Raw genomic sequence first — 18,039 nt, 5'->3', positions numbered from 1 at the left:
TTTCTTAACCAGATATGTTTAAATGGTAAGTAAAGCTATAACATATAACTATCAAGAGATAGTTACAGCGACTTAATCGCAGAAGGAGGAAATGTATGGAACTAATTCCTATTATTGCACTTATTATAGTGCTTCTATTAATTATTGTAGCAGGCTACGTAAAGGCACCACCTGACAGAGCTTTTATCATTTCAGGTCTTAGAAAGAATCCTAGAATTTTAGTTGGTCGTGCTGGTATCAAGATTCCATTCTTTGAGCGAGTTGATAAGCTCTATCTTGGACAGATGACAGTAGATATTAAGACAGAACAGTCTGTACCTACAAACGATTTCATTAATGTAAATGTTGATGCTGTCGCAAAGGTAAGAATTGGTACTGACCCAGCAGCTATTCAGCTTGCAGCAAAGAACTTCCTTAACAAGAACCCAGAGCAGATTACTCAGGATCTTCAGGATTCATTACAGGGTAACATGCGTGAGATTATCGGTACCCTTTCTCTTAAGGTAATCAACACTGATCGAGACAGTTTCTCAGATCAGGTTATGGAAAAAGCCTCACGCGACATGAGTAAGCTTGGTATCGAAATCCTTTCTTGCAACATCCAGAATGTAACTGATGAGAATGGTCTTATCAATGATCTTGGTATGGATAACACAGCTAAGATTAAGAAGGATGCCGCAATTGCTAAGGCGCAGGCTGACAGAGATGTAGCTATCGCACAGGCTGAGGCTGATAAGGCAGCAAATGATGCCAGAGTTACAGCACAGACAGAAATCGCTGAGAAGAACAACGCACTTGCTATTAAGCAGGCAGAGTTAAAGCAGCAGGCAGATACAGCAAACGCTGTTGCCGATGCAGCATACTCAATCCAGCAGCAGGAACAGCAGAAGACAATTGAAGCTGCTACAGTAAATGCTCAGATTGCTAAGGCAGAGCGCGAAGCAGAACTGAAGCAGAAGGAAGTAATTGTAAAGCAGCAGGAACTTGCAGCTCAGATTGAGAAGCAGGCAGATGCTGAAAAGTATCAGGCTGAAAAGAAGGCTGAGGCAGAGTTAATCCAGAGACAGAAGAAGGCTGAGGCTGCTAAGTACGAGCAGGAGCGCGAGGCTGATGCTAGAAAGGCACAGGCTGAGGCTCAGAAGTTCGCAGCAGAGCAGGAAGCAGCTGGTATTAAGGCTAAGTACGATGCTGAGGCAGCTGGTATCGCAGCAAAAGGTAAGGCAGAAGCTGAAGCTATCAAGGCAAAGGGTCTTGCAGAAGCTGAGGCAATGGAAAAGAAAGCAGAAGCATACCGCAAGTACAACGGCGCTGCTATGGCAGAGATGATGATTAAGGTAATGCCTGAAATCGCAGCTGAAATTGCTAAGCCACTTTCGCAGATTGACAAGATTAACATCTATGAGACAGGTGATGGCGGCCAGAGCGGAGCTTCAAAGATTTCTGGTAACATGCCAATCGTTATGAAGCAGGTATTTGATACCATGAGTGAGGCTACAGGAGTAGATTTCGCAGAAATCATGAGAGCTAACACATACGACGCTAAGGTAAATAAGAACGTAAACATCACAGGTGCTGATGTAAGCGTGAAGACTGAAGAGAAGTAAAAATGGTGGCAAACAAAAAGAGACTAGGACTCCTAGTCTCTTTTTTCATGCATATTACAAACAAGTATAACCTCCATGTCTTCAGAAGAAGTAGCTCCTGAACCAGTACCAGCATTGGTTCCGGATTATTATTTTAGTAGCTATTAAACATTTACACTTCTCTTAATAGCTTCACATATTACATGATTTGCAAGTGTGCCAACCACATCAAGGGATGCCTCAACATCACCAAGTGACATGGCGTAAATGCTGTCTCCATCCATAGAAGTGTGAACAGGTCGAATAGAACGTGCATATCCATCGTGACCCATTCCAGCCAACTTGCAAAGCTGAGTCTTATTAAACTTCGCATTAGTCAGAATGATTCCGATGGTTGTGTTTGTGGTCATTCCAACTGGAGGATTTACATACATATCGTATAAAAGTTCCTCGCAGGAAACCTTGTTCAGGCCGGTACCCTTTTCATTTTTTACTCCCGCAATTCGCTTACCATTTTTAGCATCATATACATCACCAATTGCATTTGTACAGATAATGGCACCTACCTTAAGTTCACCAAGTTCTACAGCATAACTGCCTAAACCAGATTTCCAGCATCTATCAGGGCCCAGGAGCTTTCCAACTGTTGCGCCACATCCCGCACCTAAACTGCCATCTTTATAATTTCCATGCTTACCCTTGAAAGCATTTTCTGTAGCCTTATAACCCATGGCCTTATCTGGATATACATCGCTTCGGCCATATCCTAAATCAAAAATATCTGACTGACAAACAAGTGGAACTACAACATCTCCCACAGGGAAACCTATATTGTGCTCTGAGAGATACTGCATTACACCGCTGGCTGCTTCTAGTCCAAATGCTGAACCACCGCCTAAAACTACGCTGTGGATTACCTCTGCAGCTGCAAGTGGATCTAGCAATCCTGATTCACGACCAGCGGGGCCACCTCCTCTGATATCAAGTCCACAAGGTGCTCCCTCTGGAACAACAAATACTGTGACGCCGGTGCCAGCCTTCTTATTCTCTGTTTGTCCAATCTTAACGTTACCGATTGAGTTAATAGAAATCTCTTTAAATTTCATATATACCCCCGCTCAATTGTTTTCATTTTCAGCTTTCATATTACTACTTTTCATATCTTATAGCTATAAATCCAAATATTTGGTAATATTTTTATGATTTGTTTTTGGGATGATATTTATGAAAGGAATGATGATAATGAAAAAGAAAATAATTGCTGGTGTATTGGCCATAGCCTGCTCATTGTCACTTATGGGTTGTGATGCCAATGTATCAGATAAGTTCAAGGGCCTCATCGGGGATAAGAGCAGTTCTCCTATTACAGTTACAATAATAGATCACCCTGTGGAGGCAAAGCAGGATGGTCAGGTACTGGCTACAGGAAATTATGCTGAAGTAATTCTTTCTGAAGATAGTGCTAAAACATTTCCTAACTTGAACAGTTCATTAGAGGAATATAGCAACAACTGGAGAGAAGGTTGCGAGAACACTGTGGCAGAATATGGCGGTTATGCATTAAATGACGAGGACAATGTAGAAGGCAAATATGTTGATGAAACTACATTTGAACTTGTACGTGCCGACTCAAGATTGTTCACTTTATTAGGTTCATCATATTACAGCTCAGGCGGTGCGCATCCAAATCACTATAATTTTTCTTTGAACCTGGATGTTACAACAGGCCATGTTATTAATTTATCTGAGGTTGTAAATAATAAAGATAAGCTTGTTGATGCTATCCGCAATAAGGTATATGAAAAATATCCAGAAAATAAAGAGGAAATCGAGAATTATTACATATGTGAATGTGCTACAGATGAAGATCCTTTTAAAACTATGATGGATGATAATACTTATACTTGGACACTTACAGATGAAGGATTGCATATTTATTTTTCACCATATGAAATTGCAAGCTATGCAGCCGGTGAAATGGATGTTGTAGTTACTGAAGATGATTTACCAGGCTTCATCCAGGATGCTTTTAAGCAGAAATCACATCAGGACATTTCAGCTTTATTGACTACTGAAAAAGCTGATGTTACTACGGTGGAACCATCTGAATATAATTATGATGAATACGATGAAGAAAATGACAGAGGTGTTTCTATCGAGAACCCAACATGGAAGCGCTATGTAAGTGATAAGGCAAAGCCAGCAGCTGCAAAGCACATCACTCTTACTGAGACAAGCAAGGAAACAACAGATTGGCTTAGCACAGAAGTATGGGCTGAAAAGAATGGATTTGAGCTCCCATTCCTTAGCTATGGTGATGGCAATTACTACTATGCACCTGGTAATGGTGGCGAGTACGGATACGAGTTCACTACTATTTTCTTATATGATTATGAGGTAAATGATTTGCTTCATACATATGACCTGGCAGAGCTTTGCAATGGTCCTGACCAGGAGGAAAATGAGTACTCAGCTACTACACAGTATGTCCGTTGGGCTAAGGCCATGGACGGAGTATTATATGTTTCTCTCGGACATAATGGCTATGCATCTGAAGAGCCTTGGTCAAATTATATGGTAGCCATCGATATGTCTACAGACAAAGTACTTTGGAGAAGTGAGCCACTTGTAAGTAATGCTTCAAACTTCCAGATTGTTGATGACACAATCATCTGTGGATACGGATTTACAGAGGAACCTGATTACCTCTATCTCCTTGATAAAAATACAGGTGAAAAGGTTGATCAGATTAAGCTTGTTACAGGACCTGAACAGATCGAAGTTAGAGATGATACACTTTATGTGGCAACTTACAATACCGCATATACGTATAAGATTAATAGATAATGTGCAGAAGGCAATCTATCGCAAATATGGTGTGAACCCGGGTAAAAAAAGAGCCAGCTCTTGAAGGAGCTGGCTCAATTTTATTTCACATCATAATATATTCTTGACTCAGGTGGAACCGATTCTGTGATGAAGGTAGAACCTCCGATGATTGAATCGTGTCCGATGACTGTGTCGCCTCCAAGTACGGAAGCGTTAGAGTAAATAGTAACGTTGTCCTCGATAGTAGGGTGACGACGTACGCCGCGAAGGTTCTGGCCGCCTCTTGTTGAAAGAGCACCTAGAGTAACACCCTGATAGATTTTAACGTTCTTTCCGATAACTGTTGTCTCACCAACTACGATACCTGTGCCGTGGTCGATGAAGAAATATTCACCGATGGTAGCACCTGGATGGATATCGATTCCGGTAAGAGAGTGAGCATGCTCAGTCATGATACGAGGAATGATAGGCACCCCAAGGTCGTAAAGCTCGTGAGCCAGACGGAAAATGGTGATTGCCAAAATACCTGGGTAAGCAAAGATGATTTCATCGATGCTTGTGGCAGCGGGATCGCCATCGTATGCAGCAGTAAGATCTGTATCAAGTAAAGCACGAACCTTAGGAATACGCTTTAAGAATGCCAGTGACATTTCTTCGGCTTTTGTAGTGCATGACTCCTCACAGATATTGCAGTAAGAAGGATTGTAGCAAAGCACTAAAGCAATCTGCTTATTGAGGTTGTAAACAACATCCTCCATTAAAGTGTTAAGGTTTGTCTCTACATTGTAGACCTTATAAACGTGGTCTCTATAGTAGCCAGGATAAACGATTCTAAGAAGCTTCTTAGTGATATCGATAATGCTATCCTTATTTGGCTGATGGTATGTGTCCATCTTATCTATAGCACGGTCTGATTTATAGTCTTTTATGAGCTCATTGGTGATTTCTAAAATCTCCTGCTCAATCTTTTTACCATCCATAATAACTCTCCTCGTATCTTTTATATAAAAGAATTCTAGCACATTATAAAGCATGTAGCTATCAATCTCATAATGTTACTTAAGCGAAGCTTTCTTCAGCTGAGCGAAGTAATATTATGGATTGAGAGTGTAACATGCTTAGATAGCATCACAAATTTCTTTTGTCATCTTAGGTTTGTTCATGCAGTAGATATGGATGTGCCCCATTCCGCAGCGCTTCAGGTCATTAATCTGATCTATCGCATATGCGATACCGGCCTTACGCATATCCTCAGGTGACTCACCGTAGCGGGCGCAAATATCAGCAAGTTTCTTTGGAACAGAAGAGCCTGCCAGAGTGACTGTAGAGCCAATCTGCTTAGCAGATGTGATAGGCATAATACCTGCAACGATAGGTACTGTAATCTCAGCTCTGCGGGCACGCTCGATAAATCTGTAAAAGTCTGCATTGTCAAAGAAGAGCTGTGAGATAAACATCTCGGCACCCATATCCTGCTTCATTTTCATAAACGCAATGTCAGAATCCATAGAAATTGCTTCAGGGTGCTTTTCTGGATAGCAGGATGCTGATACAATAAGGTTAGTATTTTTATTAATGAACTGAATTAGGTCAGTAGCATGTGGAAAGATTCTCTGTTCGAACTGTTCATCTGACATATCTCTTGGCTTATCTCCACGAAGAGCCAGTACGTGATTGACGCCTACAGCCTCAAGGTCTCTTGTGACAGCAAGGATATCTTCCTCAGATGAGCCTACACAGGTCATGTGTGCCATGGCATCTATCTTTAACTGATTCTGTATATACGAAGCGATATCTACAGTTTTCTTTGAACGACTGCCGCCAGCACCGTAGGTAACACTTATGAAATCAGGATTGATCTCAGCAAGTGAATCCAAAACCTTGTAGCAGTTTTCGAATTCATCATCTTTTTTAGGTGGAAAAACTTCAAAGGAAAGAGAGGAATCTCTTTCGAACATATCTTTAAACATGCAGGCCTCCTTAATCGTTTAAAAATGCGTAAAATTCACTTTTTTATCACATTTTTTAAATAAAAAAATATTATCATATAATTTGTCGAAATGAAAGATTTCTGGGGAGGGATTTTTCGGGGTTATGTAATTGCTAAGGAGTACTTGAAGATGAACCTGAGACAATTGAGGGGAATAATTACTAAGAGTGGAAAAATGGCTTTTCCTGAACACAGGGACTTAGTCCGCCAGCTTGGTGCCGACAGTATGGTGTTGCTGAAAAATAATGGAATTCTTCCTATTCAAAAAGGAAAGGTTGCATTGTTCGGAGCAGGTGCTGTTGACACTCTTTTTTGCGGCATTTTTTACAATAGAGTGCATACTGATAAAAATGTAAATGTACGAGAAGGTCTTGAAAATAACGGATTTACTTTTAGTACTGAAAGCTGGCTTAACAAAATGGAAAAGGCTGTTAAGCAGGCGGAGAAGGAATTTTCAGATTTAAAGAACAGGGTAAATGTTATGTTCGGCGGAATGAAAATGCTTTCCCCTGAAGTACCTATTTCAGAAGCTGATATGGCTGAGGCTATTCTTGGAACAGACACATGTATCTATGTTGCCAGAAGACCATTTGTTGATGACCCAAGTTTTTTTGAGACAAATAAGACTTATCAGTTATCACAGGAAGAGCTTGATAATATTAATCGCATAAACAATTCTTTTAAAAATGTAATCCTTGTTTTGAATTCAAACGCCCTGGAGATTGCATCAGTTGCCCGACTGAAAAATATTAAGGGCATTATTTTGATGGGTGTTCCAGGTATGGAAGCAGGAAATTCTCTTGCGGATGTTCTTACAGGAGCTGTGAATCCAAGTGGACGTCTTACAAGTACATGGGCTAAGAAATTCAAGGATTATTCTACATGCTATACCCACGCTGCCACTTCCAAAGCTGTTAAGAATAAGACTATCGATTATAAGGAAGGTATCTATGTTGGATACCGTTATTTTGATACATTTGACATCACGCCGCTTTATCCATTTGGATATGGACTGAGCTATACCACCTTCGATATGAATCTGGAATATTTCGAGGCTAGCTGGATTTCCATCATGATGAGAGTGAAGGTCACAAATACAGGTAGCTGCTCTGGTCGTCAGGTTGTGCAGGTGTATTGTACATTGCCAGAAGGCAAGCTGGATAAGCCATATCAGGTACTTTGCGGCTTTGGCAAAACAGGAAAAATAAAGCCTGGAGAGTCAGAAGAGATTACCGTAAAGATTCCTATGATGGCCATCACATCTTTTGATGAAGAGAAATCTGAATTCCTTATGGAACAGGGTGATTATATCTTTAGATTGGGAAGTCATTCCAGAGATACAAAGATATGCGCCAAGATGGTATTGGATAAGACTACTATCCTCAAAAAGGTTACGCAGTTTGTGGAGAACAGAGATTTTGGCAATTTCCTTACTCCACCTCCTAGAAAGGAAGAGGAGGCAGGATACATCATGGTGGCATCCCTGTCAGGGGATGATTACAACTCATTGAACAGAGATGTTAATCCGCAGGAAGAATTTACAACATATATTTCTGAGGGAAGTAACTATGCATCTTATGTAAATAATAATGCCTATGAGATTCCTTTCAGAGCTTATGAAAATATTGAAACTGTAAAGCCTTGTGGTAACGCTACTTTTATAGACGTGATAAAGGGCAAAGTTACCATGGAGGAATTTATTGCATCTTTATCACCTGAAATTCTTGCCAGAATCGTAGTGGGGGCAGTGGAAGATTCAAAGCTGGATAACGATAGCAGATTCAATTATAAGTTTAATATTAAAGATAAGAAACTTGATATAGCTGCCAGAACAACCAATCAGTTCGAGACTACTCTTGGAATTCCAAGGGTGAGGTTTGCAGATGGTCCTTCGGGTTTACGAATTATAGGAATTCCATGTACCTGTTTCCCATCACCACTTAACATGGCACAGACCTGGGATATGAGCGCAATGGTTAGAATGGGACGCGCCTATGGACGTGAGATGGAAGCTTATGATATTGATTACGGTCTAGCACCATTTTTGAATGTAGACCGAAACCCAATGTGGTGCAGATCTTTTGAGTTTTACTCTGAAGACCCTGCATTGTCAGGTGTTTTAGGCGCTGGCTTCATCATGGGCGTAAAGAGATATGAGGGTAGAAATGTAATTATCAAGAATCTCGTTACATTTAACCAGGAGACCTTTGCATTGGATGCTGATATTAATCTTACAAGAAGGGCATTTGCTGAGATTTATCTGAGACCATTCTCTGCGTGTGTGAGCATTATTAAGCCAGCGGGCTTTTTGACATCTGGAAATAGAATAAATGGAAAGTACACATCATCCCAGAAGGGACTTATTACAGATATTGCCAGAAATGACTGGGGATTTAACGGATTTATAATGTCTGACTGGGGATCAATATCTGACAAGGGTGAGGATATTCATGCAGGCTGTGATTTGATAATGCCAGGTTATGATCCTGATAAACTTCTGGAGTCTATGATGAATGTTTCGCCTACATTTGAGCCAGATGGATATGTATCAATTGTTGAACGAGCATATCTTTATGGAATGCCAATGATAAAGTATGAAAAATGGGGTTCCTTCAAATTGGATAAGAAGGGAGATTCCCTTGTTTCTACAATCGTTGAACCAGGCAAAAAAATTAGTGATAAAGCTATAGAATTGCAAAAAGCTGGCGTGTGCAAAATCAAGGAAGAAGTTGATGGAACAACCAAAATCACTTACAAAGGATTCAATCGTGGTCCATATCTTGCTCTCGGCGATTTGCAGCAGGCAGTCATTCACTTATTAAATGAATATAAGAATACTGCATCGATGAAAAAATTAATAGAAAATGCAAACATTTAGTGCAAAATGTTTATTCAAAAAGCAACTCTCTTCGTATACAATATGTTGGAAATAAAAAGTATACGAAGGGGGTTTTTATGTTAGCAGAAATATTAGCTATAGTCATTTTCGTGGCTATGTTCGTGCTGATTGTATGGGATAGATTTCCAAAGCATTATGTCACACTGTGCTGTGCTGCTCTTACCAGTATTTTTGTATTTGGTATTGGTTTGAGAGATGCTCAGGCATTCGTAAATACGTTAGCATTTAAGAACATTTTTAAAACTAGTTTTTGGTATTCAGCAGGAGAGGCAGCAGAGCAGACCTCAGGTATTAACTGGGCTACTATCATTTTCCTTTGGGGTATGATGGTAATGGTAGAAGGAATGGCAGCGGCAGGATTTTTTGACTGGCTTTGTCTCAAGATTGCAAAGCTGGCACATTTCGAGCCTAGAAAGATTTTTGTGGCTTTCATGGTACTTTCATCAGTACTTGCCATGTTCATTGATTCAATCACAGTAATACTGTTCCTTTCAGCAGTTACAATCCGTTTGGCACGTACACTAAAGTTTAATCCAGTGCCTGTTATCATGGCGGAGATTTTCTGTGCAAACCTTGGCGGTAGTGCCACAATGTGCGGTGATCCACCAAATATTATCATTGGTACATCGCTTGGTTATTCATTTGCAGATTTCGTAATGAATACTGGAGCACTTGCTGGTGTTTCACTGGTAATTATCATTATCTATTTTTACTTTACAATGCGTAATCGTTTACAGGCTCCAGGAGACAAGGTAGACCCTAGTACAATCGATGTAGATGTTAAAATTGATGATAAGAAGATGTTCTTCTGGAGCGTGGTAATTTTCGCCATCGCAGTTGGACTTCTTATTACACATGCTATGACAGGTCTTACCGTAGCATTCATTGGTGTGTTTGTGGCAATTATCACATTATGCGCCGGAAGAAAGAGATTCAAAGAGCTTATCACAAGAGTAGATTATGAGACACTTCTTTTCTTCATCGGGCTTTTCGTTGTAGTTGGTGGTCTGGAGGAGACAGGAGTACTTGTTACTATCGCAAATGTTATTGCAAAGATTTCAGGTGGTAATGCTCATGTTATGATTGCGATTATTCTTTGGGTAAGTGCAGTTGCATCAGCATTCATTGATAATATTCCATTCTCAGCTACAATGATTCCTGTTATCAATGCATTGGCACAGGCTACAGGCGTTGATCTTTCTACAATGGCTTGGACACTTGCAGTTGGTACAGATATCGGCGGCAGCATGACTCCAATCGGAGCATCAGCTAACGTAGTTGGTATCTCTACAGCAGGTAAGGAAGGTTATCCTATCAGCTGGGCAACCTACTGCAAAGAGCTCGTACCAGGCACAATCATTGTACTTGTCGTATCGATGCTTAATATTTATTTGAGATACTTATAAAATATAGATAGCCTTTAGTAGCTATCAAGCTCTTAATGTTTCTCAAGGGAAGCTTTTTCCAGCTGACCGGAGAAATATTAAGGCTTGAGAGCGTAACTGAAGGCTTTTTTGGGCTTTTAATTATTTGAATAATCATATAAAATAAAATTAACAAAATACTGAAGGGGGTTAGTTTATGGGGCAGTTTATCATTTCAGTTGGTAGAGAGTACGGAAGCGGAGGTCATTACATCGCTTCAATTTTGGCAGAACGTTTCAATGTACCTATGTATGATCGCAACATGCTAGATCAGCTGGCAGAACGTAATGGAATCGATGCTGAAAATCTTTACAAGCACGAGGAAATGAAACGCCAGGGTCTTCATCGTACCGTCAGAGGGCATTCTTCTTCTGTTCAGGATTCCATTGCACAACTTCAATTTAATTTCATCAGAGAGAAAGCTGAATCGGGCGAAAGCTTTGTTGTAGTTGGTAGATGCGCAGAAAATGTTTTGCGCGATAATCCAGCTCTTATCTCTATCTTCGTCAGAGGCGAGGAAGATGCAAAGGTAGAACGAATCAGCCGCCTGTACAAGCTTAACAAGCTTGAGGCAAAGGCAAAGATGTTCCGCCACGACAAAAAAAGAAAGGCATATCACAACTATTACTCGAAGATGAAATGGGGTGACAGCAGAGGTTACGATTTCTGCGTTAATAGTTCATTGATGGGTGTAGAAGCTACAGCGGAAGGCTTATATCACTTGATTTCAGAGTATCTGAAAAACAAAGAGAAGTAGTATTAGTTTTAGTTAGTTTTAGAAGGATTTTGGGGAATAATGTATAGTGTATTTTTGGTCGAGGATGAAATTGTTATCCGCGACGGGTTAAAAGCCAGCTTTCCATGGGAACAGTATGGGTTCGCTTATGTAGGGGATGCAGCTGATGGGGAGATGGCATTGCCACTTATCAGACAGACTAAGCCAGACGTTTTAATTACAGATATTAGAATGCCTTTTATGGATGGCATAGCCTTATCTAAAATGATTAAGAAGGAGCTTCCTAATACAAGAATTATTATTATTAGTGGCTTCGATGATTTTTCTTATGCCCAGGAGGCAATAAGCATTGGCGTTGACAATTATCTTTTAAAGCCTATCACAAAGGATAAGCTGAAAGAGGTTATGGCAGATGCCAAGGCAAAGCTGGACAAGGAAAATGAAAAGGATAATTATCTAGAGCAATTCAAAGCAGAAAGTCAGGAGTACGAACAGTTCGCCAGAGTAAGATTCTTTAATCAGCTCGTTAGCGGCGCCATGTCTGTCTCAGAGGTTTATGAGAAATCTGAGGAGCTGGGGCTTTCTCTTGATGCCACAAATTATAATCTGGTGCTTCTTGATTTTTCACCGATGACAGAGGTGGCGGCAGCACCTGTTTATTCTAAATACATGGCACGTCTTTCAGAGCAGCTGATGCAGTTTTTGAAGTGCTGTCCGGAATATATTGTGTTCCATTGGAATATGGATACTTATGCTATTATCGTAAAGGGAGATGCTGACACAATAGCAAGTCATACCACTACTCTTATTGAAAACATCCAGCGACGCTGCATGGTTTATGAGGATGAGATAAATTGGTATCTTGCTGAAAGTGGACCTATTACAAGATTCTCCGAATTTTCTAAAGCATGCAAAATTGCAAACAAGAGACTTAGCTGTAGATACATGAATCCTTCGGGACATGTATTTACAGATGTGGATATTGAGACAATCAGAAATAACAACGAGGAAAGCGATACAGCTGCCATTGATCAGAAACTGGTTATGCTGTTCCTTGAAAATGCAGAGGAATCTGAGATACAGGGGTTCCTTGGCAACCTCATCAATAAGCAGACTAAGAATGCTATGAAGTCTGTATTATTTAGCAAGTATTTTGCTATGACAATGTATATGTGTGTCTGTGATTATCTCAGAAAGCTTTCGCTGGACCCTACCGCAGCACTGGATCCAAACACAAGAGCTTCCATTGAAAATGTGGAGCCTGAGACTGTTATGGAATTGGTGGAGCGCATGTTTGCCATCGCTATTTCAAAACGTAAAAACGTAGTAGGTAATCAGTCAAAATCTCAGTTGTCTGCTGCTATTAAATATGTGGATGAACACTATTTCGACAGCAATCTCAGTTTGAATGAGGTGGCAAAAGAGGTGAATATTTCACCTAGTTACTTAAGTGCCATGTTCTCCAGAGAAAATAAGACTACTTTTGTTGAGTACATGACCACAAAGCGAATGGAGCATGCGAAAAAAATGCTTCTTACCACAGGTGAAAAATCTCAGGTGATTGCAGAGCAGGTAGGCTACAAGGATCCACATTATTTCAGTTATATATTCAAAAAGACTTATGGCCTCAGCCCTAAGGAATTCCGAGCAAAGGGGCAGGGCGCATGAGAATAAATACTGCAATCAAAAGAAAGTCTACCACCAGCAATATGCTTCGAAGACTTATAGCAGTTACCCTGATACCTATGAGTATCGTTGTAGCGGTACTTATAGGAATACTTTGCTGGTATTCAATTCAATACAGAACCATTCTGCAGAATGTTACAGCGGCATCAGCCTTCAGCCAGAACTTCAAAAATGATGTTGATTTGAAGATGTTCTATTACGTTAGTGATAGTGCATATTCTGAGGGTAAACCTGTTGATGAGGTTGAGCGTGCCCGCGAACTGGCGGATACACTTTTGTCTCATACCACTCAGAAGAAAAGTATAGAGGCTATTGAATCCGTGCGCGACCTGTGCGTGACACTGGAACAGCGAATGGATGAAATCGATGATGCAGGCTCTTACGACGAAGGCATGACTCAGTTGGAGAACAATATTTATATTCTGACTGAGTTGATTCAGACCTACATGTATGATTACCTGTATTACGAATCAGCTCACCTGAGCCAGCTGCAAAATGAAATTACTGAACAGTTGCAATATGTCATCCTGGCAATCGTAGGTGGATTTTTGATTCTGGTGGTGGGTATAGCAATTTACGCTTCTCATCTTACAGACAGAATCACATCACCTCTTACAAAACTTACTGACAGAGTAAAGGACATTCAAAGAGGTGATTTTGAGCAGCATATTCCGGTAGAAGCCAAGGCGGTGGAGATTCAGACCTTGTCAGATGGTTTCGAGGAAATGGTAGGCCAGCTCAATTCTCTTATTCAGGAGAATAAAAAGGCTGAGCGAAGAAAACGTCATGCGGAGCTGGAGCTTTTACAGGCCCAGATTAATCCGCATTTCCTATATAATACTTTGGATACAATCATCTGGCTCATTGAGGCAGATAAAAAAGAAGAAAGTATCGAGATGGTCAGCGCTCTTTCAGATTTCTTCAGATTCTGTTTGAGCAGAGGTAAGGATATTATCACACTGGAGGAGGAGCAGAAGCATGTGCTTAGCTACCTGTCTATCCAGAAGATTAGATATCAGGACCGAATGGATTATGATGTCAGCATACCGGAAAGCCTTTATGGTTATTCCATTCCAAAGCTGACTCTTCAACCATTGGTTGAAAACAGTATTTACCATGGAATTAAGCTTCAGCGTGAGAAGGGCGTAATTAAGGTAAATGCGGTGGATATTGGAGATAAAATCGAACTCACGGTAAGAGACAATGGTGCAGGTATGAGTGAAGAGCGCCTTGCCGAAATGAGAAGTGCCATTGAAAATGGCGAAAAAGTAGGCTTTGGCCTCAGGACGGTTCATCAAAGAATGCAGCTGTTATTCGGAGATGAGTATGGTCTTAAAATATCAAGCTCTGAGGGAGTAGGAACCACCATTACAGCAGTAATTCCAAAGGTGGAGAGTATTGAAAAGGGGATTATAAATGTTTAGGGTAAAGAGAAAAATGTGTGCCTTGATGGCAATAATGTTGGCGATTAGTATAACGGCTTGCGGTTCGCAGCAAACATTAGGAGTATTCGAAGAGGACAATGGCGATCTGATTGTGGTTGGTTTTTCCCAACCCGGGGCTGAATCGGCTTGGCGTGTTGCTCTTACAGATTCAGTAAAGGAGAATTTTACTGAGGAGAGAGGCTATAAATTAATTTATAGAGATGGCCGCTCTAAGCAGGATAATCAGATAAAGGATATTCGCACCTTTATCCAACAGGGAGTAGATTACATTATCATCAGTCCTATTGTTGAGACAGGATGGGATACCGTTTTATCAGAGGCAAAGGATGCAGGCATTCCTGTGATTATTTGCGATAGAAATGTGGTTGTGGAAAATGAATCCTTATATACAGCTTTTGTGGGTTCGGATTTTACAGCTGAGGGAGAATATGCAATTTCTAATCTGGAAAAATATTTGCAGAATGATGAGGATGGACAGATAAATATAGTTCATATTCAGGGAACACTTGGCTCATCAGCACAGCTTGGCAGGACCAAGGCAATTGAAGAAGCTGTGAAGGAACACAGCAATTGGAACATTGTAGCTCAGAATTGTGGAGAATTTACAAAGGCTAAGGGTAGAGAAATAATGGCTCAGGCTATTGAAGACCTTGGAGCCGAAAATATTGATGTTGTTTACTGTGAAAATGACGAGGAAGCTTACGGCGCTATTCAGGCAATGAATGAGGCCGGAGTAAAATATGGAAATAAAGAAGGAATAAAGATAGTATCTTTTGATGCCATGAATTCGGCAATGGTACTATGTATGAATGGTCATATTAGTGTGGAAGTGGAGTGCAATCCCCTTCAGGGCCCTTACATCTATAACCTGATTAGTCGCCTTGAAAGGGGAAATGCGGTTCCTAAAATCACATATGTGCACGAGGAATGTTTTACTGCTGACAATCTCGCACCTGAAATAATTGAAAAAAGAAGATTCTAGTGATATGGAATGGTGATGCCTGAGGCATTGCCATTCTTTTTTATTTCTATAAATTTCTTTGCGGCTTCTTTGCCGAAAGGTTTGCTTAATTCCAGCTGGTTTGTTTTAACTGGGAAGAGCCACTCCGTACCAATCTTATCGTCATCAAGATATATGATTTCAGCTTCTTCACAGGCATGTTTAAGAAATTTATTTATAAAGGTAGTATTTCTGGTATTGATGCCCTGAGGGGCTACGGAGTTGCACCAGAGGAAGCAGGAATCGCAGATGGTAAGGCCGGCATCTCTTATAGCATCCACATAGCCTGAAAAGGCAGCAATGGAAGAGGCATTGTCATGGATAAATATTCCACCAAGCTTTTTTCGACCGGAATTAATAAAGCGCCTTGCCATCTGGTAGCCACGGCCGTAATTGTCGGAAGCTACAACAGTTGTGTTGTAAAGTCCTGCAGGTGCAGATTCTAAAAATACAACAGGCAGCTGTCGTTTCAATAGAATATGAAGCAGGTCAGAGTTTGTGGAAGGCATGGCAGAAAGGACAGGGGAGATAATAAGACCACTGTAGATATCGGTCAGCATTGTTGATAAATATTCTCTCTCGAGAGAGTACTGTTGAAGAGTCTCGTGGCTTTCTATAGAATAGCCTTCTTTTAATAAAGTAGAAGTCAGGTCATCAAGAATAGCCTGTGACTGAGGCGATTTCATCTCAGGCATAAGCAACATGATTGTCTTCTTTTTGGAAGAATCACTTTTAGAGATGACAGTGTTTCCACTGCCCCAACGTTTGCTGATAATCCCATCGTTTACCAAAAGCTCCAAAGCCTGTCGGACAGTAGAGCGGCTAACATTATATTTCTTAGCAAGCTCCACTTCGGTGGGTAATTTTGAATCCAGTGGGTAAACCTCTGATAAAATATCCTCATTTATTTTTTCTTTAAGAATTATATATTTTGGAACCATAAAAAATTATTCCCCTTTATTCAAAGAGTTTCCACGCGTCTATATAAGATTTTAGCATATGACCGATAAAATTGGTATGAAAATTGTAGCATTTGAAAACATACCAATCGAAAAATAATCAATTTTTGATTAAAAAATATTCAACACTTCAACGAAAGAATCCCATTATCATAAAAATTGGTATGTAAAAATTTGTATATTTAAAAATTGGTATTATCTCAAAAATAGAAACCTTTCTTTTTGATTCCATTTCATTGTTGTAAAAAATTCATAATGATAAATTAATATCAGAAAAACAAAGGGGCCAGGAAAAAGGTTGCCTGGCAGGAGAAGGAAGGAGATAACCTTATGAAAAAAAGAATAGTAGCAGGAATGCTCACAGCACTTATGGCTGCATCAATGGTAGCTTGTGGAAGCTCAGATACAGCAGCAGACACATCAGCAGATACAGCAGCTGAGACAACAGAGGAGTCTGGTAGCGAGGCAGCAGCAGACAGCGGGGAAAAGATTACTGTTGGTTTCGCACAGGTTGGACACGAGTCAGATTGGAGAACAGCTTCTACAAATTCAGTTCAGGATGCTTTCTCTGAGGCTAATGGATATGATTTACAGTTCGTTGACTGCGATAACGACTCTGCTAAGCAGATCGAGGCAGTTAGACAGTTCATCCAGAACGACGTTGATTACATCGTAATCGATCCTATCGTTTCAACAGGATGGGATACAGTTCTTACAGAGTGCGAGGATGCTGGTATTCCAGTAATCGTTATCGATAGAACAATCGAAGATTCAGATAAGTATGTTTCATGGGTAGGCTCAGAGTTCATGAACGAAGGTCTTGCATCAGGTGCTTGGTTAAAGGCTTATGCAGAGGCTAAGGGTATTAAAGATCTTAACATCCTTGTTATCGAGGGTTCTAATGGTTCTTCAGCTCAGATTGGACGTACAGATGGTTTCAAGAAGTACGCAGATGCTGAGGGATGGACAATCCTTGATTCTCAGGATGGTGACTTCACACAGGACGGTGGACAGCAGGTTATGGAGTCTTACTGCAAGTCTTATGCAGGCAAGTTTAACGTAGTTGTTTGCCAGAACGATAACGAAGCTTTCGGTGCTATGGATGCTATGAAGGCAGCTGGTGTTTCTTACGGTGTTGATAAGGACGTAATCCTTATTTCTTTCGACGCTTGCAAGGCTGGTCTTGAGTATGTACAGTCTGGCGACATCAACGCAGACTTCATGTGCTACCCACTTCAGGGATCTTACTGTGCAGACATCGTTAAGGCTCTTAAGAACGGTGAGACAGTTGCAAAGCAGACATTCATGACAGAGCCATGGTATGTTGCAGAAGACATTCTTAAGTCAATCACATACACAAACAACGCTGGCGACGAAGTTACAGAGGATCTTATCCAGGTAACAGACGCAGCTTCACAGGCTTCATACTAAAATTTAGATTTTGTTATGGGGGAAGGCCCATCGCCTTCCCCTTATTTTTAAAGAAAG

General features: G+C 40.6%; 13 protein-coding genes. 9 read left to right on the top strand and 4 right to left on the bottom strand.

The genetic code is table 11. The features are described from left to right. Positions 1–95: 95 nt before the first annotated feature. Positions 96–1,604, top strand: coding sequence for a flotillin family protein (locus G592_RS0113945; RefSeq protein ID WP_028248343.1), 1,509 nt, complete (start codon positions 96–98; stop codon positions 1,602–1,604). A 143-nt stretch (positions 1,605–1,747) separates the two neighbouring features. Here G592_RS0113945 and G592_RS0113940 read toward each other — a convergent pair whose 3' ends face one another. Then, positions 1,748–2,689, bottom strand: a complete 942-nt coding sequence (locus G592_RS0113940; RefSeq protein WP_028248342.1) for a P1 family peptidase — start codon at positions 2,687–2,689, stop codon at positions 1,748–1,750. A gap of 136 nt (positions 2,690–2,825) precedes the next feature. On the opposite strand from G592_RS0113940, the gene G592_RS0113935 reads away from it, so the two are divergent. Beyond that, complete coding sequence (locus tag G592_RS0113935; protein WP_196801851.1) at positions 2,826–4,430, top strand: RsiV family protein; 1,605 nt, start codon at positions 2,826–2,828, stop codon at positions 4,428–4,430. Positions 4,431–4,510: 80 nt separating this feature from the next. Here G592_RS0113935 and G592_RS0113930 read toward each other — a convergent pair whose 3' ends face one another. Together G592_RS0113930 and metF are read right to left on the bottom strand one after the other, a co-directional pair. Then, positions 4,511–5,392, bottom strand: a complete 882-nt coding sequence (locus G592_RS0113930; RefSeq protein WP_028248340.1) for a serine O-acetyltransferase — start codon at positions 5,390–5,392, stop codon at positions 4,511–4,513. 138 nt (positions 5,393–5,530) lie between these two features. Beyond that, positions 5,531–6,382, bottom strand: coding sequence for a methylenetetrahydrofolate reductase [NAD(P)H] (gene metF, locus G592_RS0113925; protein WP_028248339.1), 852 nt, complete (start codon positions 6,380–6,382; stop codon positions 5,531–5,533). 195 nt (positions 6,383–6,577) lie between these two features. On the opposite strand from metF, the gene G592_RS0113920 reads away from it, so the two are divergent. The 6 genes from G592_RS0113920 to G592_RS0113895 all read left to right on the top strand — a co-directional run bounded on the left by G592_RS0113920 (position 6,578) and on the right by G592_RS0113895 (position 15,574). Continuing rightward, positions 6,578–9,280 (top strand): glycoside hydrolase family 3 protein, encoded by a 2,703-nt coding sequence (locus G592_RS0113920; protein WP_196801850.1) that lies wholly within the window; start codon positions 6,578–6,580, stop codon positions 9,278–9,280. Between the two features lie 77 nt (positions 9,281–9,357). Further along, the gene (locus tag G592_RS0113915) at positions 9,358–10,707 is read left to right on the top strand and encodes an SLC13 family permease (RefSeq protein WP_028248337.1); all 1,350 of its coding nucleotides are present in this window, start codon (positions 9,358–9,360) and stop codon (positions 10,705–10,707) included. Between the two features lie 175 nt (positions 10,708–10,882). After that, on the top strand, positions 10,883–11,482 hold the full coding sequence (locus G592_RS0113910) for an AAA family ATPase (protein WP_028248336.1): 600 nt from the start codon (positions 10,883–10,885) through the stop codon (positions 11,480–11,482). A gap of 39 nt (positions 11,483–11,521) precedes the next feature. Beyond that, complete coding sequence (locus G592_RS0113905) at positions 11,522–13,129, top strand: response regulator transcription factor (protein WP_028248335.1); 1,608 nt, start codon at positions 11,522–11,524, stop codon at positions 13,127–13,129. After that, complete coding sequence (locus G592_RS0113900; protein ID WP_028248334.1) at positions 13,126–14,571, top strand: sensor histidine kinase; 1,446 nt, start codon at positions 13,126–13,128, stop codon at positions 14,569–14,571. Before G592_RS0113905 ends, G592_RS0113900 begins: the two co-directional genes overlap by 4 nt. Further along, on the top strand, positions 14,564–15,574 hold the full coding sequence (locus G592_RS0113895; RefSeq protein WP_028248333.1) for an ABC transporter substrate-binding protein: 1,011 nt from the start codon (positions 14,564–14,566) through the stop codon (positions 15,572–15,574). The genes G592_RS0113900 and G592_RS0113895 overlap by 8 nt, the downstream gene beginning before the upstream one ends. Here G592_RS0113895 and G592_RS0113890 read toward each other — a convergent pair. Further along, entirely contained in the window at positions 15,571–16,533 is a 963-nt protein-coding gene (locus G592_RS0113890; RefSeq protein ID WP_028248332.1) for a GntR family transcriptional regulator, read from the bottom strand. The two genes, G592_RS0113895 and G592_RS0113890, sit on opposite strands and share 4 nt — an antisense overlap. A gap of 348 nt (positions 16,534–16,881) precedes the next feature. Between G592_RS0113890 and G592_RS0113885 the strand changes: the two genes are divergently transcribed. Next, the gene (locus G592_RS0113885; RefSeq protein WP_028248331.1) at positions 16,882–17,982 is read left to right on the top strand and encodes an ABC transporter substrate-binding protein; all 1,101 of its coding nucleotides are present in this window, start codon (positions 16,882–16,884) and stop codon (positions 17,980–17,982) included. Positions 17,983–18,039 lie beyond the last annotated feature (57 nt).

The organism is Pseudobutyrivibrio ruminis CF1b (genome assembly GCF_000424005.1).
Classification (GTDB): domain Bacteria; phylum Bacillota; class Clostridia; order Lachnospirales; family Lachnospiraceae; genus Pseudobutyrivibrio; species Pseudobutyrivibrio ruminis_C.
Note: the sequence above shows the minus strand (reverse complement) of the source record. Positions and strands in the feature narration are given on the sequence as shown.